Source organism: Nostoc favosum CHAB5714 (assembly GCF_020829495.1).
GTDB classification, from domain to species: Bacteria; Cyanobacteriota; Cyanobacteriia; order Cyanobacteriales; family Nostocaceae; genus Nostoc; species Nostoc favosum.
Genome location: NZ_JAIVFQ010000003.1, coordinates 46454 through 70299, shown reverse-complemented (window position 1 = coordinate 70299; position 23846 = coordinate 46454). Strand labels below are relative to the sequence as shown.

Genomic DNA, 23846 nt, shown 5'->3' with positions numbered 1-23846 from the left:
CCCCTCTCCTCGCTTGCGGGGAGGGGAGACAAAGCATAGCTTTGGCGGGGTGGGGTTCTTGGGGTTTAATAAGCAATCAAGCGGACATGATATGAAACGCTTAGGGTAATTACTAATTACAAATTACCCTATTAGTACAGCGTGGTAGAAATGAAGATACCATTCTCAATCGTTCAAAGCCCTAAAATACAGGACTTTTGACTTTTGACTTTTGCGTAGCGGTACTACGCTTCTATATCCATATCACCATCATCATCGTCATGATCATAAGGGATATCGTCAAGGTCTATCATTTCTGAAATTTCTTCTACTTCATTTAGATACTCAGATTCTTGATGTTCCCGCTCTATTAGACGACCAGTTGACTTTAACCATTCCAAGAGAATAAACTCATTACTTGTACGAATTACAGGCGCTCGCTGGTTACGAGGTTCTTCACGCAAAGGGCTTATAGGCATAAAAAAAACTCACTTTGAATTATCGGTCAGTGTGCAAAAACAGCAAAATTGTCCACTAGAGTTAAAAGCCTTGTATTACAAGTCTTTTCTCAACAGATGAAATATGAACCATTGAGTTTTTTATTCTCTTGTCCGTCTAGTTACTTACCATTAAAATGTCTTCGCGTCAGTTCTAATAATAAATCTTCAAGCGGACGCCATCTCACAAGGCATTTGGTAGCTTGGCGAGAGTTTCATACATATTAGAGGGTAATGCAGACAATCTGTTCGCTACAGCGACTGCATCAGCTAAGTTGCTAAATTGACACCGGACAATCTCTTGTCCATTTCCTGAGGGGAATCGCTTTCTAGCTTTGTTAGATACAGCACAAATAATCGCTAAAGCTTTAGCGAACCCATCTTTTGTCAATATTGTTTCTTTAGCGAACCCTTCAACAGGGATAAGGCAGACCTCAAATCGATAGCCAGGCCTGGGAGAAACAGCTATGTCGATATAGGGTTTATCTTCTTTCCTGATTCTGCGTAAATATTGGGCAGTCGAATTGGTATCGTGCAAATCAGTCCCAAGGGCATAAGTAAAAAAGCAATCTTCTGTGAGTGAGTCAGGACGGGTAATTATATCCGTTGGCATAAGTTCAAGTACTAACCGTATATTATCTGGGCTTGTGACACCCTCAACTTGTCCGTACTAGCACATTCTTGGACAATGGGATGTATCTGTTTTACACGAAATATTCCAATATAGTTCCGCTAACTAAAAATTTCAATTTTTGCAATGCTGAAGACTCTCATCTCTAAAGGATAGATTGGCAATATAAACTGACATAAAACACCTCCAGAATCAAAGGGTGTAGAGATTTAGATTCGGAGAAGCGTCTATATAGTCAGTTACATGACCGAAAATATTTCTCAACCATCTAATTATAACATAGTTGACGGTTAAACTTTTCTCAACTATTCTGATCCATAGATATTAAGTATATTAGGGCATGAACAACAGTAAATTTGTATTGAATCCCGACTTTTAGACAACTAAATACCCTGCTTAACTAGTTTTAATTTTTACCAAAATCAGTTAAATATTGAGAATAAATATTTAGTATTATTGCATTATGTAGTGGTGTCCATAAAACTTAAGATATGTCAGTATTTAGATATAACTATCTAGGTGCAAATCCTGTATGAATAATACTGCTAACCTTGCTAGGTCTTACTTACACAGCCTTCTGAAGGTTAAATACAAACTCCCAAACATTATCTGCAATTTTTACCGAAAAACTGGGTCTAAAGCCTCGCCCTAGAAGGGCGACTTTGTGAGATAATTACGTCAGTGAGTATGACGTAAAATGCTGGTATTTGAGGCAAAACTTGAGGGACAAAGCAAGCAATATCGAAAGCTGGACGAGGCTATTCGGACTGATCGGTTTGTTCGTAATAGTTGCCTGAGATACTGGATGGACAATAAAAATGTAGGCAGATACGAGCTTTCTGCGTATTGCGCTGTGCTAGCGCAGCAGTTTGAGTTTGCCAAGAATCTTAATTCTATGGCCCGTCAAGCCAGCGCAGAAAGAGCGTGGTCGGCAATCGCTCGGTTCTATGACAACTGCAAGAAATCTAATCCAGGAAAGAAAGGATATCCACGCTTTAACAAAGAGCAAACACATGGTTCTGTTGAATATAAAACCAGTGGGTGGGCTTTGTCGGAAGATAGGAGATACATCACTTTCACTGATGGATTTAAATCGGGAACCTTTAAGCTTTGGGGAACCCGCGATTTGCATTTCTATCAGTTGAAACAGTTCAAGAGAGTGCGGGTTGTGCGTCGTGCCGATGGGTACTATGTCCAGTTTTGCATTGACCAAGAGCGAATAGAAAAGCGGAAACCAACGGGTAAAACCATTGGTATTGACGTGGGATTGAATCACTTCTATACAGATAGTGACGGGGAAACAGTTGCTAACCCGCGCCACCTGCGTAAATCCGAGAAGTCTTTGAAACGACTGCAACGCCGTTTGTCTAAGACTAAAAAGGGTTCTCAAAACAGAATTAAGTTTAGAAATAAACTTGCGCGCAAACACCTCAAAGTAAGTCGCCAACGTAAAGACTTTGCTGTTAAGACAGCAAGGTGCGTGGTGAGGTCTAACGACCTTGTGGCGTATGAAGATTTGAAGGTGCGAAACATGGCCAAGAATCATCGCTTGGCTAAATCGATTAGTGACGTTTCTTGGTCGCTGTTTCGTGAATGGGTTGAGTATTTTGGCAAGGTGTTTGGCGTGGTAACTGTTGCAGTTCCACCTCACTACACTTCGCAGAATTGCTCTAACTGTGGTGAGGTTGTGAAAAAATCTCTTAGCACTAGAACTCATGTTTGTCCTGACTGTGGGCTAACTCTTGACCGGGACTGGAACGCGGCACGGAACATACTTGAGATTGGACTCCGTACCGTAGGGCATACGGGAACGTTAATCGCCTCTGGAGACATCGACCTCTGCGTGGGTGGGGAAACTCCTCCAAGTAAGTCGGGTCGTGGAAAGAGGAAACCTAAAGAGTAATCTTTGGAATCACCGTGGCTAAAGCCACGGTGAGGATGTCAACGCATTCCCCAACCTCTAAGTGAGGCTAATCGCTGAGAGGGCAAAACTTGAGGAGGACTGTGGGATTTCTGGCTTGAGGCTCAAAACCTAGCTTCTGCAACGGTACATACTTGCTTTTAAATAAATATTAATATTTATTTAATTAAATAATAGTTGTATATAATGTGATACTTGACTGCAAGTTCAGAAATTTGATTAAAAATAAATGTTAAATCATGTTAAATTGATTTAAGTATGGTAAATTTTTAGACAATAAACACTCAAGTACACCATAGGAAAATTAGCAATGTCTAGACAAAGTTCTCATAAGAGAAACTTTTTCAAAGCTTTAACTGGTAGCGCTGTCAAAGGATCTCATAAGTTAAAACTGGGATTGGAATCCAGCTTGATTATTCTGGTTGAGTCTGTACCCTTTTTGATTGCTTGTGCTGTACTTGTAAGCGTTATCAGCCTAAAAAGTCCTATCCTGCTTTTTTGTTTACTAGTTGGTAGTTTAATTGCAGTTATCATACAGCAAATTGGCCAGCAGGTGAATTTACCAAGGCGATCGCTAATATTATTACAAATTTTAGCAGCAGCCGTCATTCTGAGTTTGTATTGGTTAGACTGGTTTGCAGCCCCTGCACAAGCACAGTTTTTTGGAGAAGCTGAAAGGTTTTTCAAAAGAAACTTAGGTGGAGCACAAGCAGCTGGTGGTGGTAGTGAGGCAGCAATAAGTTTGATATTTAATGTGTTGCGGGCAATTTACTTACTCTATATTGCAATTTCTCTAGTTGGTGTGATTAACGCAGTGCGTAAGGATGAGGATTGGCAAAGTATTGCCAGAACTCCCCTATTAGTGGTTGTTGCTGTTACCATTGCTGATGTACTCACACGCTTTGTAATTGGGCCACAAGGGCAGTAAATAATTTAGATATTTCATATTTCAAATGTCTCAAGAGCGGGAACAAGATTTTCGTCCAGTGAATCAGATTCTAGGAAGCCAACCCTCATTAGGGCCAATCCCTGCCGATCAAATTCTTCCTTGGACAGTAATTGCCTTAGCCTCCTACTTTATTGTCAATGGAGTTTTTGGTGGCATTTTCCAAGAAGAGTTTCAAAAGTGGTTGTGGACAATACTAATGACAGGTTGGGGAATAGGAACTTGGTGGATTTTAACTGGTGGTAGGAGTTGGAGTTTTTTAAGTAAATTTATTGGCGTTCCCGCTTGGACAAGAGGCTTTGCTCGTTATCAAAGCTTATTGGAAGTTAACCATGAAGCAAAAAATCGGAAAACAAAGCGTCGGCGTAGCCGGAAATGAAGGTAGATTAACACCATTTGAAGATGCCTTGCACTTGGCGACAATGCTGCGTGTCGCAATGAATGGACGTGATATTGGCGCTTACCTTTTGACAAAAGGCACTCAAAGAGATCGGTTTTGCTTTGTTTTTGGTTTTGACTGTAAGGGAATTCATACCACTTTAAGACCAGAACAAATCGATACACTCTTTAATAACATTGAAGCCGGATTGAAAGACATTCCTAGCGGTGAAAGAATGACACTGCATTTGGGATCTTTTAGTTCAGACAAAGAGCGCCAAAAAGAATTAGTATCGCTAATCAGAAATGCCCCATCACGAGATATAAAATATTTGTTGATGGCAGAAAGAGCCAGAGTCAAAGAATTGACTATTTCTGGTGTTCGTAAGCCTAAATTTTTGCGGATTTATGTCACTTACACTATTGAATCCAACTCCAGAAATGCAGATGATTGGATAGAGAAGCTTTTAGTTAGAGCTGAATCATGGTGGTTAAAATTCAAAGGGGATCTTTCAGAAGTAGAAAACCAGCGTATTGAAACGCTGATAACAAATGCTTACAAGCAAGGTTTTCTACGCTGGGAGCAAATTTTATCTAACCAAATGGGATTGGATGTTAAGCCTTTAAAAGCTGATGAACTCTGGGAGGGCATCTGGAAAAGGTTTAATGATACGCAGCCAATACCGATTCCCCAGTTGATGACTTTAGATGAACAAGGACTGCACGAGCAAGTTAATTCAGATTTAGCTAGTACTAAATTGCTTCTAGAGAATATCCACGGCACAACTTTGCTGATGGAGTCTAGTGTACCTTGTGCCGATCGCCGTTGGGTGAATGTTAACAATCGTTATATTGGCGTCCTGTCATTTCTGGAAAAACCCGGAGGTTGGGTAAATAAATCTGCTCAACTGCGATATCTATGGGAACTGTTAGCCAGAGAAACAGTAATAGATACAGAAATTTTTTGTGAGTTGACTGCGGCAAATCCAGCAGTGGTGAAAACTACTTTGCAACGAGTCTTGAAACAGTCAAACATGACGACAATCATGGCTCAAGAAAAAAGTAAAACTATTGATGTCAACGCCCAATTAAAGTTGAAGAAATCGGTAGCAGCACAAGAACAATTATTTGAAGGTGCAGTCCCGATTTATACGAGCATCGTTATTTTGGTACATCGTCAAACTGTCGATAAATTAGATGAGGCAACAAGATATATTGAAAACTGTTTTCAACGTCCAGCAAAATTAATTAGGGAAACTGAGTACGCCTGGAAAATTTGGCTGCAAACTCTACCAATAGTTTGGGAAGGTTTGTTAGCGACACCTTTCAACCGTCGCCAGCTATATTTAACCAGTGAAGTTCCCGGATTAATGCCTTTAGTTTTAACTAAACGGGGTGATAGACAAGGCTTTGAGTTGATTGCTGAAGAAGGCGGAACACCGGTACATTTAGATTTGTTTAATCAGCACAAAAATTTAGCTCTGTTTGCTACAACTCGTGCTGGTAAATCGGTGTTGGTATCAGGGATTTTAACTCAGGCTTTGGCGCATGGTATTCCTGTTGTGGCATTAGATTTCCCTAAACCTGATGGTACATCTACTTTCACTGATTACACAGAGTTTATGGGGGTCAATGGAGCGTACTTTGATATCTCCAAACAATCGAATAACTTATTTGAACAGCCAGACTTACGATCGCTAGATCCAGAACAACAGCGCGATCGCTTTAACGATTATACCGCCTTCCTAGAATCAGCGTTGATGACAATGGTTTTAGGATCATCCACTGAAAGTCAAATTTTATCGCAAACCGTGCGATCGCTGCTCAACTTAGCATTAGAAGCCTTCTTTGCTGATGAGGGCATAAAAGAGCGATATCGACAGGCGATGGCGGGAGGATTTGGCACTCTTGCTTGGCAGAAAACCCCTACCTTAAAAGATTTTCTGTATTTCTGTTCATCAGAACACTTGCAGCTAAGTACTTTAACTGGCAGAGTAGAAGACGCGCTGAGTCAAATTCAACTGCGCTTGCGGTTTTGGCTTTCTAGTCGCGTGGGACAAGCCATTTCTGCACCATCTAGCTTTCCTACCGATGCACAACTATTAGTTTTTGCTCTGAGAAACCTATCAGATAGTGAAGATGCAGCCGTACTATCTCTGAGTGCCTATTCAGCAGCATTACGACGCGCATTAGGTAGTCCAGCTTCTATATTCTTCATTGACGAAGCACCAATTCTATTTGAATTCGAGCAAATTTCTGACTTAGTTGGCAGAGTTTGTGCAAACGGCGCTAAAGCCGGTATCAGAGTCATCTTATCAGGACAAGATCCTGATACAATTGCCAAATCTAAAGCTGCATCTAAGATTTTGCAAAACTTGACAACACGATTGATTGGACGCATTCAGCCCGTTGCAGTGGATAGTTTTGCAGATATCTTAAAATATCCTCGCAACATTATTGCTCGTAATGCCTCAGAAAGCTTCTTTCCCCGCAAAGAAGGCGTTTATAGCCAATGGCTGTTAGATGATAACGGTATTTATACATTCTGTCGTTATTATCCAGGTTACGAACAATTGGCAGCAGTTGCTAATAACCCTGCTGAACAAACTGCACGTAGTAAAATGATGCAACTTCATAGCGATAAATATGAAGCAATTTCTGCATTTGCACGTCAGTTAGTGGCTAATCTGCGTAGTAGTTAATCGGGTTGTGTTAGCAGTTAACAGTGATTCAAAAAGTTATAAATTATAGTTAAAAAGCTCAGAAAATGCTTGAAAAATCGCACATTATAGCAGAAACCCCTCTCCAAACCTCTCCCCCACAGGGAGAGAGGCTTTGAAACCCCCATTCCCTCTTAGGGAAGGGGGCTAGGGGGGTTAGGTTTGGGAGGCTTTGAACTTACTAAAAATACTTTTAAAATATCCTCGAAATTTCTGACTTTCTACTTAATATCGTCTACCTTTTTCAGGCACAAATGTATGCGAAAAACTACCATTTTTACTCTTGCGTTGCTATCCCTGGCAATCCTACCAGCAATGGCACAAACACAGACGGGATTAGGGCAGGTTTGGACTGATTTTAAATCATATTCTATAGATATGGGAAAATACTTTCAAAATAATCTGAGCGAAAACTTAAACCCTGTAGAAGCAGAGAGTCGAAATGCTCTTGATAGTTCCAAGGGAGATACAGAATTGAAGATACCTAACCCCGTCGCTGCGGGACAAATAGTTCGTAATTACATTATCAACGAATCTTATCGTTCACAGTCTAGAGGAAGCCGCTTTGAAAATAATGCAGCAGTACGGGGAAATATAGCTAGTAATGAACTCAATCGTTTTATTACTCGTGGAGCATCGGAAGCTATTCTTGGTAAAGAAGGACAAAAGCGGACACAAGAAAAGTTAGAAAATACTGAAAACACACTAGAAGCTATTGCCGGTTTTGCCAACGACGCGCAGGTAGGGAACAGTGGATTTGGTAGAGGAATTAAAGGTTTAGCTGATAACCTTGAAAATTTAACAACAGGAAATATTCCTCAACAAGTTGGATCTAGTACTATTAGGGCTATATCATATTTAGCAGATGCACTAGGGAAGACTCAATTACAAGCTATTAATATTCAACAGGAACAATCAAAAATTGTAGCTGAAACATTTGCTCAGACAATACAAACAAATCAGTCTTTACAATATTCTAATTTAAATTTAGCAAACATTTCTCAGCAGGCAGAAGAGGCAAATCGCGCTCGGAGAGTAGATACATCTACAGAAGCGGCGCGACTTTTACGAGCTACTTCTCAACTAGATTTGTTTGGCAGAGAGGCGTTGGATAAATGCGGGATGAATTTGCGGTTAAAACCATTGGAAATTCGTGATAAATTATTGTGCGAAGTCATCCCCTAATTCAGCAACACCGACAGAGAAAAAGTTGGGGAGTAGGATTTTAGGATAAAAAAACTCTAATTTTCCATATATTTTTTAAAATCCTTAAGAGCTTGTTTGAAAAGTGCTTGGCTATGATTTTAGGCATTTATTTATCCCCTATAACCCCCTTAAAAAGGGGGGTAAATAAACTCTGAGAGCAAGCCTTTTAAGGCTTGTCGTTACCCACATCTTTTCAATCACTAGCTTCGTTGCTATCCCGCTTAGGAATAAATTCCAAAGCTAATAGCTAAAGTCCTCTCAAGAGGACTAAATACAATATTTTAAGCGATGTAGATGGCTAGACCTTGTGAAAGCGAAAATTTAAGTCCACTTAAGTGGACTTGAGCTATTAGCCCAGAACTTAAGTTCTGGGCGGGATGTGAGTAAGTGCTACACTTTGACTGTTACAAAAAAAATGTTGCTAATGACAAGCCTTTTTAAGGGGGGAACCGAAATCAAAGTCCCCCAATTTATCGGGGTATTTAGGGGGTTCTAGAACGTTTTGCTACCAACAAGAGGACTTTTAAGACATTCTCTAAACTTCTTACAAACCAACAGGAAGTCTAAAAAACAGTTTGGTAGGGTGCGTTAGCGATAGCGTAACGTACCGAAAGCATCCTGGATGGTGCGTTAGGAACGTAACGCACCCTACGAAATCTAAAAAAAACAGCCCATCAACTCAAAATGCAACTTCCTATTCAACTAATTTTTGCCCAAGTAGGCCGCCAAGTAGGCATTGATGACGTTCTCGATAATGGTGCAGTAACTTCCCAAAGTATTGCCAATGGTTGGAATAAACAATGGCTGGATTTATTACAAAATACCACCAGTAATAACTTGTATGGAGCGCTGACAAATCTGGGTATTTTTTTTGCGGTAGGAACCCTGTTATTTTTTATGATACAATTCCTCAAAGACTTAATATCCTACGAATATAGTCGTCCAATATCAGCTTTAATCTGGCCTTTTGTGGTGGTGATTCTCTTAAGTAATTCAGGCAATGGAAGTATCCTTTCTAATCTGACACTGGGACTGCGGAATTTTGTAAACACTGTAAATCAGCAAATATTGGTAACAGCAGATGCCAATAAAATCTATCAGCAAGCACTGAATATGAGTGTTGCTGAAGAAGTAACTGGTTCTTTTCTGCGCCCTTGCCAATCGCTAACTGGCACTCAACAAAGTCAATGCTTTGTCAGCGCTGCCGATAAAATCAACATTCTCTTGCAGAAATATAGAAATACATACAGAAATCAAAACTGGATAATTAGACTACAAACTAGGGTAGATGATATTAGATATAGCAAAGGCTTTGTATCAGAAACCTCATTTAATTCTTTGTTAGGTTCTACAGTCCAAACAAGCATCAAAAACTTTTTAATTTCCTTGCAATATGCCTTTCAGAATCTGATAGAAGCTACTATGTTGCTGATAGCACTTTTAGGGCCAATAGCTGTAGGTGGCTCTTTACTACCTGTAGCTGGTAAACCAATTTTTGCATGGCTGACCGGATTTTTATCTATTGGAATCGCAAAAATTTCATTCAATGTTATTGCTGTGGTGACTGCCGCAGTTATTGTAAATGGGCCAGGTCAAAATGTTAGTGCTGATCCAGATTTAATGTGGTTCATAATTTTTCTGGGAATTTTAGCACCAATTTTATCGTTACTTGTGGCTGCTGCTGGCGGTTTTGCAGTCTTCAGTGGTATCAGTAATACAGCTTCTTTAGTAAGGGAGAGAATATAAATTCAAAATTCAAAATTCAAAATTCAAAATGAATAAAATTTTGATAAGTGTCGTAACTGCTGAACTATATGCAAATCGGAATTAATATCAGGGCTATTTCATTCTCATCTAGCCCGCCTCAGAATGAATTCTGAGTCTAATAGCGAAAGTCATCTAAAGATGACTGAGCAAAGGTTCTAGTCCGTTTTAACGGACTTTAGCTATTAGCCTAGAACTTTAGTTATGGGCGGTTTATGTATAAAATAAAATAGCCCTATCTATAATTAATATATAATAATAGCTGAAGTTTTCTGCAAAAGAGGTGAGTAAATGGTGCGTTTACTGGAAAAAAGACAAAGAACGACGGCAAGTGTTTTGACAATTTTTGCGATCGCAACCTTCAGTTTACATATATTAGTTTTATTTTTATTCTTATTACAAGGGCTAAATATTCGCCAACTCAGTGTGAGAAAAGCTCCCAACTTTGTGCAATTAATAGACGGTAAACCAGTAGCTAATATTGATGATTTAGCAAGAGAACCAGAAGCAATTAGCCAATTCATCAGCAAAACGATGATATCAATGTTTAGCTGGTCTGGAACTTTACCACCACAAAGGATTGAAGAAGTTGCAAACCCCAAACCAGATTTAGGAGTTCTTATTCAAACACCTCAAGGAAGTAGCCAAAAAGTTAGTACCAGCAGTTGGATAGCTAGTTTTGCCTTATCAGAAGACTTTCGTAAAGGTTTCTTAAGCACAGTTGCAGAAATGACACCGACAGAAGTTTTCTCTGAAAATCCTAACCTAGTCATGACATCACAATTAGTTATTAAGCGGGTTTATCCGCCAAAACAAATTGCTCCAGGTAAGTGGCAAGTGGGTATGGTAGCCGACTTAATTCAAAAAAACCGAGTTGGTGGTGCAAGACTCATAACTCCTTTTAACAAAGATTTACTTGTACGTGCAGCAGATTATTTCGGTAATCCCCAAGGCGACAATGGCACAGACTTGCAAAAAGCAATTTATAGTGTCCGCGCTGATAGATTAGAAATTTATGAAATTCGTAACTTATGTTTGCTAGATGGCAACAACAACCTTAATCAAAATAGATTTACCCAATGCGGGGCTGGACAAACATCTGATAGCTTTATTAGATGAGTAGGTAGAGACGCGATTAATCGCGTCTGGGGAATCAGCCTTTTCGAGTTGAGGGCTTTTTTAAAAAATCAAATAAGACCTAAAGATTTCTAATTCACTAATTCAATTTATATAAATATTAATGCAATTACTCAAACCAGAAAATAGGAAAAATAACCCATTGCCACTGTTAGCAGTAGGAACATTTGGGTTACATGTATTGACCTTGCTTTTACTACTATTTCACGGGTCTATGTTACAACAATTAGGCCGGCAACTCACACCTCAAAGTTTAGTGCAGCTTGTTGATGGTCGCACTATAACCGTAGACCCCCAACCAAATTTAGAGCGGCAGCCAGAGGCTATTCGGCGGTTTGTAGGTGAAACTATGAGCTTAATGCTTACCTGGTCAGATCAACAGCCGCCAACGCAAGTTTGGGAAATTACCTCCCAACTGGTAGCTGATAATTTTAAAGAAAAACTTAAGTCAGAAGTTACCAATTTAAATCCAGATAGCCAATTTGAAAATGTTAATAGGGGAGCAGAGAATGTACTAGTAATCCAAAAAATTTCTCAACCGACAGAAATAGGTAATGGAAAGTGGAAAGTGGAGATGTTTGCTAATCAACTAGTGTTTAGCGGTTATGATAAGTTAGGAAAATCAGTTTCTTTTAATAAACAAATTTTAGTTAGAGCAATAGATGAACCCACAACTTCCCTACCAAATGCAGCACTACCATTGCAGTTCGCAGCTTACCGCCTTGGTGAAGCCAGATTAGAAATTTATAATGTATGTGATATCAAAGATAAAAATTGTTCTGGAAATCCTAACCAAGCTTTACCATGACTAAATACTCAACTCCTGCGGAAACACCTGCTCAAAATGAATTTACTCTAAGCAACGACGCTCACCAACAAGATGTAGAATCTTTTGATTGGGAATCGCGGATGTCAAGGTTAGTCGGCTTTGAAGAAGAATCTTCTTCTCCCGATACCCAAGAATCAGAAGACTCTGCAACTCCACAAGAATCGCTTTCTCAACCACAAGATGTTCAGACAAAGCAACCCCTCTCATCTAATCCCTTTGCCAAGTTAGGCTTGGTAGGGGCCGCTACCTTTGCGATCGTTTTGGTAGGTGGTGTGTTTTTGTCCCAGTTGATGAACCCCGGCTCTAAAAAGCCAGATATTGTTTCCCCACAAGTGCCTGAGCAGCCAACTAATGAATCCACCTCTCAACAGCTAGCAGGCGAAGTAGATACTCTAAAAACGAAATTAGCTTTGACTGAACAAGCAGAAATGGTGAAAGCCGCCCAACAACAGCTCAGAACTGCCAAATCAACGCCAACAGTAGCCTTACAACAACCGTCAGTATCTTCCAGAGGTACAGAAAGAGTGATCCCAATACCCCCACCACCAACAGCTTATGTACCTCGGACAGTGACAGTTGAGCGCATCGTTAAAGTACCTGCTTCTCAACCTGTGCGATCGCCCCAACTACCAGTTGTGAAGCCAAACACCCAACCTCAGACTGTAGCCAATATAACTCCACAATCTCCACCAAGCGTATTTGAAGAGTGGAGAAGGTTAGCAAAATTAGGTAGCTACGGTCAAGTAAATGCTACCAGTCAACCTAATAACATCGCAGCTGCTCCTGAACCTGCAAACAATCTGCAGCCGCAGCAACAGACACCACCACCGGAAACTCCTGCTCCTGCGGTGAGCCAAGCGCAACCCTTGGGACAAAAATCTTTAGCAGTAGGGACTAGTGCTAAAGCTGTGTTAGCAACAGCGATATTTGGGGAAACTACTACTAGGTCAGGCGGTGGTGATGAAACAAGCGAAGCGAAAAATGTATTTGTGATCCGATTGCAAGACGCCCTAAAATCTAAGGATGGTACTCCCGTTATAGCTGCAAACACCGAATTCCTAGCTGAAATTCGTTCGATTAACGAACAAGGTCTTGTGCAGATGAACGTAGTTAAACTTATCTCGCAAAATGATGGCAACCCTACCGAACAAAGCTTACCCAACAATGCAATTATTGTTCGCGGTAGCCAAGGTAAACCTTTAGTAGCAAGTAAATATCCCGATCAAGGTTCGTCTATAGCATCAATGGATGTAGGATCATTCGTTTTGAATGGTATTAGTAGAGCAGCAGGGTTAATAAATCTCCCCGATACCACACTCGTGTCCTTACCCACCACCACCACCACCACTAATAGCGACGGCAGCACCACCCCCGTCACTACTTCTACTACTGGTACTATCACTGAGAACAGACGCGACCTTGCAGCTGCGGTTCTGCAAGGTGGTACTGAGTCTCTAGCACAACAAATTGGACAACGTAATCAACAGGCGATCGCCCAAATGTCACAACCAACTAATATTTGGTTTATGCAAGCCGGCACAACTGTTGAATTATACGTTAATCAACCAATCTAGTTTTAGGAGATAGGATTTATACCAATTTTAGATTTTGGATTGAGTAATGGTAATTGGTAATTAGTTTTCTTTCTATCTTTACCATATTCTCCTGTTCTATCTACCAATTTCCCCATTTGCAACCATGAAAAATAATCCTAACTTGTCAGGAAATACCCCAGGTAATTCTTATTTCCTACCTATAGCTTCCTTAATTTTCTCGGTTGCTATGTTCTTGTTGGTAGGCCGCGCTGGTGCTAATAACGCTGTTCTGCGTTCCATATTTTCCTGTCAAGCACAGGGTTTAGGAGGAGCGATACCTACGATCGACGTTTGGTATCAACAAGGAACAAACTTAAGCTTTATTCCGGCTGGAGAAGTAATTAAAAAAGTTTGGTTAAACGATCCATCACAGGTAACTATAGACTTTGATGGGCCAGTATGTATGCAGTTTGGTCAAGACTCTAATAGTAGTGCAGGAGATTGTAAAAGCTCCGCAGCGAATGTAATTCAACTCAGACGAATTCAAAAACTGAATATTCCTGGGCTTCCTCCCACTAGCAATACACTTTTAACAGTTGTTACTGAAGGGCAAGGTAGAAATAAGTTGTATACTTTTCGTGTGATATATAAAACAGATAACCCTGAATATCACACTTTAGCAGTTTTTGCCGATCCTTCTGGTCAAGAAGGAGCTTGTGCTAGAGTTCCACAATAAATTTCTAGCAAAAGTACCCGACAGCGAAGACGACTGAAGTTTACCTCCATAAAGCGCTAATGCCTACGTATGTCTGCATTGTGGCTTTTCAAAAGCCTTGCTCTAATTCCCTCGTTTTTAAGGCTTGTTATTACCCACATCTTTTCAATCTTCAATAGACCTCTTGCATAAATCAAACAATTTGAACCCCACCCCTAATACCCCACCCCTTACTCCCCTCCCCGATGCTTTGGCGAGGGGTTGGGGGTGGGGTATTAGGGACTTTTGCAAAAGGTCTAATCACTTGCTTCGTTGCTATCCCGCTTGGGAATAAATTCCAAAGCTAATAGCTAAAGTCCTCTCAAGAGGACTAAATACAAGATTTTAAGCGATGTAAATGGCCCGACTTTGTGAAAGCGAAAATTTAAGTCCACTTAAGTGGACTTGAGCTATTAGCCCAGAACTTAAGTTCTGGGCGGGATGTGGGTCAGTGCTACACTTTGACTGTTACAAAAAAATGTTGGTAATTACAAGCCTTTTTAAGGAGAGCCAGCACCGTCTTAAAAAAATTTCAATCCAATTGAAAAACGCTATAACTCAACTGGTTTAACTGACTCAGGCATTTTCAGCCTCTATGTTTATAAATCTTCAGATAAAAACTAACTACAAATTCCAAATCTGTGTAAATATAAAGAAAAGCTTAAGAGGTTACAGACTCATGGTCACTGCCAAAATGATGCAACAGCTTTGGGCTGTAATCGAGTCTACCCAGGTCAGCACCCTGCTCCAGTTTGACGATGCTGCTTTAGTACAAGTGCTTCTCCAGCAGTTAAAAGCAAAGCAGTCTATTGATCCCCAGGCAGATAGCAGCCTCAATACTTATATAAAATCTAAACTGCCCCTCATTCGTGATACGGCTGAAGGTCGATTATCCTTCGGGCAAGGCGGCAATCATTAGTACGAGAAATCAAATGATTCCTTACTGCCAAGCATACGCTCAGAGTTCAAACAGTTGAATATTATGAATAACTGGCTAGTAATTGCCCTAGTAGCTTATCTAATTGGAGCAGCGATTGAAGGGGTGAGTACAGCCAGTCAGCTATCTCATTCAGTGCCAGAATTAGCTAAAAACACACAAGCTCACCCATCAGATTCTGCCACTGAGTCTAGTTCGACTTGGCGAGTTGTGGCCGCCATCGCCTCAGTAAGTATATGTGGAGCTTTTTTGTGGCCTTGCCGCCTTTTTCACCGTTTAATTAAAGGCAAAGTTAGTCATTAGTCATTTGTCATTAGGCCAAGAGATACCACGTTCACCTAACGGCTTGCTCAGGGCATCGCTTGGGGCGAGGTATGTACCAAAAACTCATTATGTAGTTTGTTCTGGTGCCGCTACATTTTGCCCAATTTTTGGCTCCGTTCCCGCCAGCAGTCGTTCAATATTAGTGCGATGGCGCAAAATTACATATAATCCACCGGCAATCCCAAACAGAATATATGGTAACGGTTGATGCAAAATTACCATGAAAATGGAAACTGCGATCGCACCTGCAATTGAACTCAAAGAGACAATCCGCGATATCGCCACGACGATGGCAAACACACTGGCTGTTGCTAAACCTACCTGCCAACTCATTGCTAACAAAATCCCCAGGCTGATAGCAACGGATTTACCACCGGTAAAGCCTAAAAAAATTGATTTACTATGTCCCAGGATGGCAGCTAACCCAGCTAAGGTTACTACGCACGGTTGCCACACTTGTGCATCTACCGTTGGGGGGATATAATTTTGAATTGGTTTAAAATTGAATAACCAGTAAACTAGAGCGATCGCTAATACTCCCTTTAAGGCATCAAGTACTAAAACGAATGCTCCTGGCCCTTTCCCCAAGGTTCTTAGTACATTAGTTGCTCCAGTGGAACCTGAACCAACTTCCCGAATATCAATACCTTTTAACTGCTTCACAGCAATGTACCCAGTGGGAAAAGAACCCAGCAGGTAAGCTATGACGATAATTGCCCCACATGCGGTTAACCAAATAGCCATAATAAAATTCAAAATTCAAAATTTAAAAAAGTCAAGAGTAATACCTCTTGACCAATGACCAATGACTAATGACTAATGACTAATTTAAAAGTCATCATCATAGTTTCTCACGGCTTTGGGGTCAGGAGCAAAGGCTAACCACAGGGGAAATTGCAGCAGTGACAAACTGATTTGCTCCTCTGAATCGTCAATGATAATTAAGGGCAGTTGATTGGCTTTGGTCAATCGGTCTGCTTTCTGAGCAACAGCATCAGATGCCTCAAATAATACCACACCCCGGTCTGGGCCGAAATCTGGGCGACCGATTCCCAGACAGTCTTGCAAGCCGCGCCGCCATTCACCTAATCGCTCCGGTGTATTAGCTAAGACTAAAGTACGGACGCGATCGCCATACAGCTTGTGTAATATCGAAATTGCAGCTGAGGCAATCAAAATATTTTGTAAGCGGCTACCCATTGTCCGCAAACCACCCCGTCCCCCTTGGGTAAAAAACCAGTTAGAGACTCGCTCCGCGTGGATTGGCTCAAAGGTACGGCGTAGTTGCCACGCTGGCCCATAGTAATCGGGTTTATTGCGATATTGGTCAATTAAGCGGCGAATTTGCTTTGTAGTATCTTGAAACTGCTGTTGGGCAAATTGAGGTATTCCAGGTTGGGGTTCAACTGGTTTAGCCTCTTTTACAGATGGTTTTTCTCGTTCCACCACACTTGGCGTTAGTTGCAACTGTTCAGCAGCAACGGCCAAATCCTGTAAGCTACCCGTGAGATAGTCTTTAAAACCCTGCACCCGAATTGCCAAGTCTTGGGATGTACCAGCAAAAGTGGTTCGCATCTCGTTGCGGATACGTTCTTGTCGGCGTTCTAGTTGTTCTACAGAAATTTGCAGGGTTTGTTTGCGTTGTTCTAACTGCACCAGTGACTCTTGCACAAGTCGTCCCAATGATGTCTGAGTTTCACCCACTTGCGCCTGAAGGTTTTTGTAAAAAGCTTGCAGCTTGGCTATTTCTTCCTTGAGAGCAGCTTCAGCGCTCTGCAACTCTGCTACTCGCTGCTCTGCTTGTGCATATAATGAATGGTTTTCTGATCCCAGTGCGGTATTTTCCGGTTCCGACTGCGCTACAAACTCGCCATTTGAATTTTCTGTTAGCTCTAGTGTAAAATCTACCACTTCTGCATTGGAAATGAGTGGCTCAAAAGCTGTGTAGTCTTCTGACGAACTAATGGCTCCTGTTTCTCCCACTGACTCAACAGATGGATTGAGTGGATGTTCAACTGCATTGTTCTGTTCTTGTTTTTTTGCCAACCGCTCATCAATTGGTTCTGGGGTTTGAGATGCCTCTGGGTTCATAAACAATAGTGTAATTCCTATGACGCGAATAAATAGCTTTCAGAAATATTACAATTGACCTGCCATAAAAGTCCTGAGTTATGAGTGCTGAGTTATGAGTCTAGATCGAAACGACTCAGCACAGATCGAACTCAAGACTAAATACGCGGACAACGTTGTTCTAAGCAAGTTTTCAAGGTATTGGGATCAAATAAAATCGGCAAAAAGTGAATACTTTTAATTTCTTTAAAGTAAAAGAGAATGGGAACTCCATTCCAAAATATCCGCCAGTTTTGCCATTCCTGGTAGGGAAAGCGCCGAATCAATTTTTCGCCTCTGTAAATATCTAAGTCGGTGACGGTAAATTGCAAACGCAGCGTTAACGCCTGAAACATGAGAAATAAACCAAACAGTGTAAAAACGGAGCCTACCCACGGTTGTACCAACAGTAGTGGAATAGCGGCAATCACCAACACTATAGGTAGATTGTAACTAGGCTTGAGTTCCACAGTTGATGTGGAGTTAGGAGCAAATGAACTGGTCACAGTTTTAAATCCTGCTTTATTTACTAGGCATCTCTCTCCTATTTTAGGAGTCAGGAGTTAGAAGTTAAGAGTGAGGAGTTTTAACTCATAACTCCTGTACAGACGCGATTAATCGCGTCTCTAATCCTAACTCCTCACTTTTACACCCCTAAGAATGCACTGCCAGTCCCCTGAAACATTAACCAAGAAAGAAAAAAGTTGCTAACAAATATAATTAGCAAGGCAGTCACAACAGCAGTTGTGGTTGACTGTCCTACACCTTTGGCTCCTCCTGTTGTCGTCAACCCCCAACTGCAACCAATTACGGCGATTAAAATACCAAAGCAACACGCCTTAATCATGGCGCTAATAATATCCCAGATACCAAGAAAGTTACGGGCTGAGTCTAGAAATACCGTATCAGACAGGTTGTAGATATTTGTTGCAATTATTAATCCCCCAAACATCCCTGTTACCAAAGACAGGAGGGTTAAAATTGGTAGCATTAAAAAGCAAGCAAGGACGCGGGGGATAACTAGGTAATCGATTGGATCTGTTCTCAACATCAACATGGCATCGATTTGTTCTGTGACTCGCATGGTACCGATTTCGGCTGCAAAGGCAGAACCGACTCGCCCAGCTAAAATCACTGCTGTCAACACGGGAGAGAGTTCTCGTGTCAACGCGACAGAAAGCACTCCGCCGATAATGTTTCCTGCGCCAAAGTTGATAAATTCCCGCGCCACCTGAATGGTAAACACTGCGCCAACGAAAATAGCCGTCAATAAAGCAATAAATAAGGAATCTGGCCCAACTGCTGCCATTTGTTGCAAGGTGTTGCGCCGATGGATTTTGCCCCTCAATAGGTGAACTAGTACTTGCCCACCCAGAAAAATCGCCGCCAGCAGCCGCTGACTCCATTCTCCTAAACTGGATTTGGATGTAGTCTGGTTCAATGTTCTGTAGCTAACTCGGTGACTGCCTTAAGAATAGCGGAAGTCATTGGGATAGGGAATGGGGAATGGGGCATTGGTCAATAGTTCTTCTTCCCCTGCTCCCTCATCCTCCTCATCCCCCTCATCCCCCTCATCCCCTAACTCCCCACTCCCCACTCCCCACGGCGCTGAATATTAACTTAGATTAAAGATGCTCTCAGAAAATGAAATTGTTATTAAAGGTGCTGCAAACCAATAAATAGGTGCTAACCTTGGCTATAACCTTGATTGTGCAAAGGTTTTGTACATTAAAATCCTTTTCTAGTTCCTTAGCATGTGCTGTAACTGGTAGCCGTTTATTTTAATGAAAACTTAAGATTTTTGACAAATTGGCTGGTCAGGAGCGATCGCACGTATTGTAGAAAATGACGAACTGCTATCTAGTTCTTGTCATGTCTACTTACGGAGTTTGTCTTAAATGACTATTTTCACTAACTTTCTCCGCTCCCTACTACTGACAATCATTTTTAGTTTTGTCGCTCCCATGCTACTTGTTGGCGGCGGATTGTTCCTTTTACCCCTCATCGGTTACTTCCCCGGTTTACAAGAGTTAACTGAGGCGATCGCTACTCAGATTATGCATTTTCTCGCCACCTTTGGCAGTGGAACTCCCCTACGTGGACTATTTGTGATTAGTTTGACCTGTAGTTTCGTCGGCGCACTGTTTGATATGTACGTTTACTATCGGTGTCAAATTTTACGAATTGATTCATAAGCAGTAGAAATAGCTTCGTCAGGCGCTCATGGGCTGTACAAGATAGGGAAAAGTGATATTGCCAAAAGTGAAAGTCCTACTGGTTTTAACCTAAATAGGGATTAGTGTTGCTCAATGAATTTTATTAATTAAATTGAGTGCCGGAGTTATTGACTAAATATTTATTATTCATTAGTTATTAGTTATTAATTACTGACAACTAGTACAGGTGCGCGACCCTAGTAAACCAATCCTTAAAAGGTCAAAAAGTTAGAATAACAAGGGTTGTAGAATTTTAATTCCGCAAAACAGCTAAAATAGCCTGTGCTAAATCATCATGCTGGACGCTAGACTAGAGTTTGGCATTTTGTGTTAGCTGCAATTTTGAAGGACTTGATTAGTATTCATTGAGAATATCAAATAAAACTCACTGCAAAATATAAAAATTTCCTTAAAATCCTGATGCTCACAATGCCTGCTCATGTTTCTTAACAGAGCAAAAGAGGTCGTCTGACCTTTGGGCATCTTATATTGAGTTTATTACGAGGTATGTTGACAGCTCATGATTTGGCCGTTTAAGCCCAAGTTTAGAAAACAAATTGCGCGGATTGAAATTACTGGTGCGATCGCCGGTGCTACTCGCAAACGCGTCCTAGAAGCCCTGAAAACTGTAGAAGAAAAAAAGTTTCCGGCATTATTGCTCCGTATCGATAGCCCTGGCGGTACAGTCGGAGATTCCCAAGAAATCTACAGCGCCCTGAAGCGTCTGCGCGAAAAAATCAAAATCGTCGCTAGCTTTGGCAATATTTCGGCTTCTGGAGGAGTCTACATCGGTATGGGAGCCGAACACATCGTAGCCAACCCAGGTACGATTACGGGTAGTATTGGTGTGATTCTGCGTGGGAATAACTTGGAACGCTTGCTAGAAAAAATCGGTGTTTCCTTCAAAGTAATTAAGTCTGGCCCTTACAAAGACATATTGTCTTTTGATCGGGAACTGACTCAACCAGAAGAAAACATCCTGCAAGAGTTGATTGACACAAGTTATCAGCAGTTTGTCCAAACGGTAGCTGATGGCCGTTCTTTAACAGTAGAAGCTGTGAAAAGTTTCGCCGATGGCCGGATTTTTACTGGACAGCAAGCCCTAGAATTGGGTGTTGTAGATCGCCTGGGCACAGAAGAAGATGCCCGCCGCTGGACAGCAGAACTAGTCGGACTTGATCCAGAAAAAACTCTCTGCTATACCCTAGAAGAACGTAAACCCTTATTGAGTCGCCTTTTACCAGGAAGTCGTCAAGTTTCATCAGGAATTCGATCTGGAATTGATTGGCTCGAATTTGAAATGTCTACTAGTGGTTTACCCTTGTGGTTATATCGACCCTAATATGAATTAGGAGTTAGGAGTGAGGAGTTAGGAGTTAAAACTCTCAATTTCTCACTCTTAACTCCTAATCCCTAACTTTTTTCTTTTAAGGAGGATTTGGGCGTGGAGTGGCAAATGCGGGCTATTCGCGGAGCAACAACCGTTTCAGAAAATACCGTTGAGGCAATGCGAGAGGTAGTGACAGAACTTCTAGATGAACTAGAAAACCGGAATCAATTCCAGCCGACGGACATGATTAGTGTGACTTTCTCAGTGACACGCGATTTGGATGCTATTTTTCCAGCTGCGATCGCTAGAGCGCGTCCTGGTTGGGATAATGTGGCCATGTTGGATGTGCAGCAAATGCATGTCGAAGGCAGTTTACAGCGCTGCATTCGGTTCTTAATCCACGCCTATCTGCCAACCTCCGCCTCAATTCATCATATCTATTTACGCAACGCCGCCAGCTTGCGTCCCGACTGGAGTTTGCCCCAGTCTTTACAAACATCACAGCCAACAGTTAAGTCAAAAGTGTAAATTATTTAAATAAAATATATGTAACAAACAGCACATAATTATACTTTTGTGCTGACGCGGCTGCTCAACCTGCTGCTGGTGGGAGAATATTACTAAGTTTGCCGTAGTGATTTAAGGTCTATTGGTGAGGCGATCGCGCCTAACATCAAGATGTTGAGTTGTGAAGGGAGTTTGCAATGAATCATCAAAAACAACTCAGTGCAATGCTTGTTCCGTTCTACTTAGGGGAGCAACGAGATTCAGAAGGTCGCACAATTCAAGAGATGTGGACTTGGGATTTTGAAGAATTGGAGTACATCCACAATTACATTCAATGGTTATTCCCTTTACCTGAGCGAAGTGCATTCAATCGTGATGCACCCATTGTTGATGAGAAAGTAATTCAAGCATTTCAAAGCAACCCACACCTACGTCAAAATTTGCTGCGTTCCTTCACAGTTATGCTTAAATTTTATGGGTTGCAACGCCACGAGAGTAATGACGGAAAAATACTTGTCAGCCAGTCAAAAGACTATCCGAATCGTAAACGTGAATGGGTCTGTATATTTGACCACAATTATCTTCGTATAACCCGTATCTTAAAATGCTTAATGACACTTGGATTGGAGAATGAAGCCCAAGCATTTTATGAATGCTTGCGGCAAATCTACCGTGAGAATAGTGAGGAGATTGGGGGTGAAACATTTAAGTATTGGACAATTGCAGTCAAACCCAATGCGATAATGTAACAATCTCGTTGGATTTTGATGTGAATGAGATGGTTGGTTGAGACTGACACCCTGATGCGCTTTGATGCTATCTGTAGGCGATCGCGATCGCGTCTATTATGAAGTGGTATCCACATCTCTTGAATCGTCCTGCTGTTCCTCAATTTCCAAATCCAAAGCAAACATCAAAGCCTGTTTGATTTTGAGTAATGTTTCATCTGGCAGTTCGCCCAGGTTACGCTCCAGTCTTGCAGCAGGAATTGAACCTAGACCTTGAACATTAGCAACAGAGCCTTGTCGTAAAAACCGCAATGCAGGCAGTTCAATTTCGTATGCGCTACCCCGATTTTGCGTAGTTACTGGTACATAGAGAACCAAAGCACGCGGCGGAGTGGGGTCATAGCGAGACACAACGACGACGGGGCGCGTCTTGGCTGCAAGTCCTAAATCAACCAGCCACACTTCACCAGGTTTCAGGTTCATCAATCAAATCCAATACTTCTTGTTCAACCACTCTAGAGCGAAGAATATCTAGAGCATCCTGGTCTGCCAGTTCAATAATTTCTGCAAGGCATTGTCGCACTTGTTGAGCAATGTCAGGTTGCCATTGACGTAGTTTTGTGTCAAGTTCTTGGACTAAAGCATCCATTTCAAGTTCCCATAATCAAGATGTCGTATTTGCTTCTATGTTAAGGTATTTGCCAGAAAGCTAACTTTGAATAGAGTAATTATGGAACAGCAAACTTTTGAAGGAACGTGGGAAGAGATTCTCCTGCGTGCTTCTGAACTGACTGGACGACGAGTAAAATTAATAATCCTGACTAATGAAACTTCAAGTGACGCATCTACAGATACCTTAGACAAGTCGTTGCAAGGAAGAGTAGGGCAAGTGAATTTCCAGCCATCAAACTTGTCTGAACGTACAAGGGAAGCTTTTGCAGATATTTTGTCAGCTAAGTATGACCCTTCAAGGTTAAACCAGTGACGCTCTGCGATGCTTCTGCCCTGATTGCTTTAATTAACCAAAGCGATGCCAATCACCAACGTTGTGTTGATATATTACCTCAGCTATTAGCCCCTTTACTAACAACTTGGTCTTGTTTTACAGAAGCCATGTATTTGTTAGGTCGCTATGGTGGATGGTCTGCACAGCAGGAGCTATGGGGCTATGTTGCCGATCAGATTCTTTTGTTGCACCACAATAATGTAGAAGAACAAGAAAGAATGCGATCGCTAATGGAGCAATATCGAGATATCCCAATGGATTTGGCAGATGCTTTATTGGTAGCCACTGCTGAAACCTTAAATCAGAGACGAATTTTTACTCTTGATCGAGATTTCCACATCTATCGATTTCGTGGTAATCAGTCTTTTGAAGTTGTACCTTGAGCGAGAAAT

The 23846-nt window shown here is 41.4% G+C and carries 27 protein-coding genes; 18 read left to right on the top strand and 9 right to left on the bottom strand.

Annotated elements, in window-relative coordinates; translation table 11 throughout:
- Nucleotides 1-224 precede the first annotated feature (224 nt).
- Both LC586_RS03245 and LC586_RS03240 read right to left on the bottom strand, forming a co-directional pair.
- On the bottom strand, nt 225-458 hold the full coding sequence (locus LC586_RS03245; protein ID WP_114082879.1) for a DUF3134 domain-containing protein: 234 nt from the start codon (nt 456-458) through the stop codon (nt 225-227).
- A gap of 202 nt (nt 459-660) precedes the next feature.
- Nucleotides 661-1089 carry a hypothetical protein gene (locus tag LC586_RS03240; protein WP_229482975.1) on the bottom strand — a complete coding sequence of 143 codons (429 nt, stop codon included), beginning with the start codon at nt 1087-1089 and terminating at the stop codon, nt 661-663.
- 715 nt (nt 1090-1804) lie between these two features.
- On the opposite strand from LC586_RS03240, the gene LC586_RS03235 reads away from it, so the two are divergent.
- The 12 genes from LC586_RS03235 (at nt 1805) to LC586_RS03180 (ending at nt 15537) form a co-directional block, all read left to right on the top strand.
- Nucleotides 1805-3010 (top strand): RNA-guided endonuclease InsQ/TnpB family protein, encoded by a 1206-nt coding sequence (locus LC586_RS03235; RefSeq protein WP_229482974.1) that lies wholly within the window; start codon nt 1805-1807, stop codon nt 3008-3010.
- 328 nt (nt 3011-3338) lie between these two features.
- Nucleotides 3339-3956 carry a hypothetical protein gene (locus tag LC586_RS03230; RefSeq protein ID WP_229482972.1) on the top strand — a complete coding sequence of 206 codons (618 nt, stop codon included), beginning with the start codon at nt 3339-3341 and terminating at the stop codon, nt 3954-3956.
- A 25-nt stretch (nt 3957-3981) separates the two neighbouring features.
- On the top strand, nt 3982-4353 hold the full coding sequence (locus tag LC586_RS03225; RefSeq protein ID WP_229482970.1) for a hypothetical protein: 372 nt from the start codon (nt 3982-3984) through the stop codon (nt 4351-4353).
- Nucleotides 4307-7054: a putative type IV secretion/conjugal transfer ATPase gene (locus tag LC586_RS03220; RefSeq protein WP_229482968.1), complete on the top strand. Its 2748-nt coding sequence runs from the start codon at nt 4307-4309 to the stop codon at nt 7052-7054. Before LC586_RS03225 ends, LC586_RS03220 begins: the two co-directional genes overlap by 47 nt.
- Nucleotides 7055-7330: 276 nt before the next feature.
- Complete coding sequence (locus tag LC586_RS03215) at nt 7331-8257, top strand: hypothetical protein (RefSeq protein ID WP_229482966.1); 927 nt, start codon at nt 7331-7333, stop codon at nt 8255-8257.
- A 705-nt stretch (nt 8258-8962) separates the two neighbouring features.
- Entirely contained in the window at nt 8963-10024 is a 1062-nt protein-coding gene (locus LC586_RS03210; RefSeq protein ID WP_229482965.1) for a hypothetical protein, read from the top strand.
- A 309-nt stretch (nt 10025-10333) separates the two neighbouring features.
- A complete protein-coding gene (locus tag LC586_RS03205) occupies nt 10334-11161 on the top strand; it encodes a hypothetical protein (protein ID WP_229482963.1) in 828 nt (275 codons plus the stop codon).
- A gap of 121 nt (nt 11162-11282) precedes the next feature.
- Nucleotides 11283-11987: a hypothetical protein gene (locus LC586_RS03200; RefSeq protein WP_229482961.1), complete on the top strand. Its 705-nt coding sequence runs from the start codon at nt 11283-11285 to the stop codon at nt 11985-11987.
- Complete coding sequence (locus tag LC586_RS03195; RefSeq protein ID WP_229482959.1) at nt 11984-13582, top strand: hypothetical protein; 1599 nt, start codon at nt 11984-11986, stop codon at nt 13580-13582. The genes LC586_RS03200 and LC586_RS03195 overlap by 4 nt, the downstream gene beginning before the upstream one ends.
- 124 nt (nt 13583-13706) lie before the next feature.
- The gene (locus LC586_RS03190) at nt 13707-14279 is read left to right on the top strand and encodes a hypothetical protein (protein ID WP_229482957.1); all 573 of its coding nucleotides are present in this window, start codon (nt 13707-13709) and stop codon (nt 14277-14279) included.
- Between the two features lie 697 nt (nt 14280-14976).
- Nucleotides 14977-15216 carry a hypothetical protein gene (locus LC586_RS03185; protein WP_229482956.1) on the top strand — a complete coding sequence of 80 codons (240 nt, stop codon included), beginning with the start codon at nt 14977-14979 and terminating at the stop codon, nt 15214-15216.
- A gap of 63 nt (nt 15217-15279) precedes the next feature.
- Complete coding sequence (locus tag LC586_RS03180; protein ID WP_229482955.1) at nt 15280-15537, top strand: hypothetical protein; 258 nt, start codon at nt 15280-15282, stop codon at nt 15535-15537.
- Between the two features lie 87 nt (nt 15538-15624).
- On the opposite strand, the gene plsY is transcribed toward LC586_RS03180, so the two are convergent.
- The 5 genes from plsY to LC586_RS40500 form a co-directional block, all read right to left on the bottom strand.
- The gene (plsY, locus tag LC586_RS03175) at nt 15625-16302 is read right to left on the bottom strand and encodes a glycerol-3-phosphate 1-O-acyltransferase PlsY (protein ID WP_229482953.1); all 678 of its coding nucleotides are present in this window, start codon (nt 16300-16302) and stop codon (nt 15625-15627) included.
- An 84-nt stretch (nt 16303-16386) separates the two neighbouring features.
- A complete protein-coding gene (locus LC586_RS03170; RefSeq protein ID WP_229483228.1) occupies nt 16387-17649 on the bottom strand; it encodes a DUF3086 domain-containing protein in 1263 nt (420 codons plus the stop codon).
- A 137-nt stretch (nt 17650-17786) separates the two neighbouring features.
- The gene (locus LC586_RS03165; protein ID WP_229482951.1) at nt 17787-18173 is read right to left on the bottom strand and encodes a DUF3119 family protein; all 387 of its coding nucleotides are present in this window, start codon (nt 18171-18173) and stop codon (nt 17787-17789) included.
- 140 nt (nt 18174-18313) lie between these two features.
- Nucleotides 18314-19108, bottom strand: coding sequence for an MlaE family lipid ABC transporter permease subunit (locus LC586_RS03160; protein WP_229482949.1), 795 nt, complete (start codon nt 19106-19108; stop codon nt 18314-18316).
- 27 nt (nt 19109-19135) lie between these two features.
- Nucleotides 19136-19264: a hypothetical protein gene (locus LC586_RS40500; protein WP_267921641.1), complete on the bottom strand. Its 129-nt coding sequence runs from the start codon at nt 19262-19264 to the stop codon at nt 19136-19138.
- Nucleotides 19265-19565: 301 nt separating this feature from the next.
- Between LC586_RS40500 and LC586_RS03155 the strand changes: the two genes are divergently transcribed.
- From LC586_RS03155 to LC586_RS03140, 4 genes are all read left to right on the top strand, one after another.
- The gene (locus LC586_RS03155; RefSeq protein ID WP_100899994.1) at nt 19566-19862 is read left to right on the top strand and encodes a hypothetical protein; all 297 of its coding nucleotides are present in this window, start codon (nt 19566-19568) and stop codon (nt 19860-19862) included.
- A gap of 541 nt (nt 19863-20403) precedes the next feature.
- Nucleotides 20404-21225: a signal peptide peptidase SppA gene (gene sppA / locus LC586_RS03150; protein ID WP_229482948.1), complete on the top strand. Its 822-nt coding sequence runs from the start codon at nt 20404-20406 to the stop codon at nt 21223-21225.
- A gap of 102 nt (nt 21226-21327) precedes the next feature.
- Complete coding sequence (gene aroH / locus LC586_RS03145) at nt 21328-21741, top strand: chorismate mutase (protein WP_229482946.1); 414 nt, start codon at nt 21328-21330, stop codon at nt 21739-21741.
- 176 nt (nt 21742-21917) lie between these two features.
- Nucleotides 21918-22469, top strand: a complete 552-nt coding sequence (locus LC586_RS03140) for an opioid growth factor receptor-related protein (protein ID WP_229482944.1) — start codon at nt 21918-21920, stop codon at nt 22467-22469.
- Nucleotides 22470-22565: 96 nt separating this feature from the next.
- Here the strand turns inward: LC586_RS03140 and LC586_RS03135 are convergent, their stop codons facing one another.
- Complete coding sequence (locus tag LC586_RS03135; protein WP_229482943.1) at nt 22566-22931, bottom strand: type II toxin-antitoxin system PemK/MazF family toxin; 366 nt, start codon at nt 22929-22931, stop codon at nt 22566-22568.
- Nucleotides 22912-23097 carry a hypothetical protein gene (locus LC586_RS03130; protein ID WP_229460353.1) on the bottom strand — a complete coding sequence of 62 codons (186 nt, stop codon included), beginning with the start codon at nt 23095-23097 and terminating at the stop codon, nt 22912-22914. Before LC586_RS03130 ends, LC586_RS03135 begins: the two co-directional genes overlap by 20 nt.
- A gap of 81 nt (nt 23098-23178) precedes the next feature.
- On the opposite strand from LC586_RS03130, the gene LC586_RS03125 reads away from it, so the two are divergent.
- Both LC586_RS03125 and LC586_RS03120 read left to right on the top strand, forming a co-directional pair.
- Complete coding sequence (locus LC586_RS03125; protein WP_229482941.1) at nt 23179-23433, top strand: hypothetical protein; 255 nt, start codon at nt 23179-23181, stop codon at nt 23431-23433.
- Nucleotides 23430-23837, top strand: coding sequence for a type II toxin-antitoxin system VapC family toxin (locus LC586_RS03120; RefSeq protein ID WP_229482940.1), 408 nt, complete (start codon nt 23430-23432; stop codon nt 23835-23837). The genes LC586_RS03125 and LC586_RS03120 overlap by 4 nt, the downstream gene beginning before the upstream one ends.
- The last annotated feature ends 9 nt before the right edge of the window (nt 23838-23846 follow it).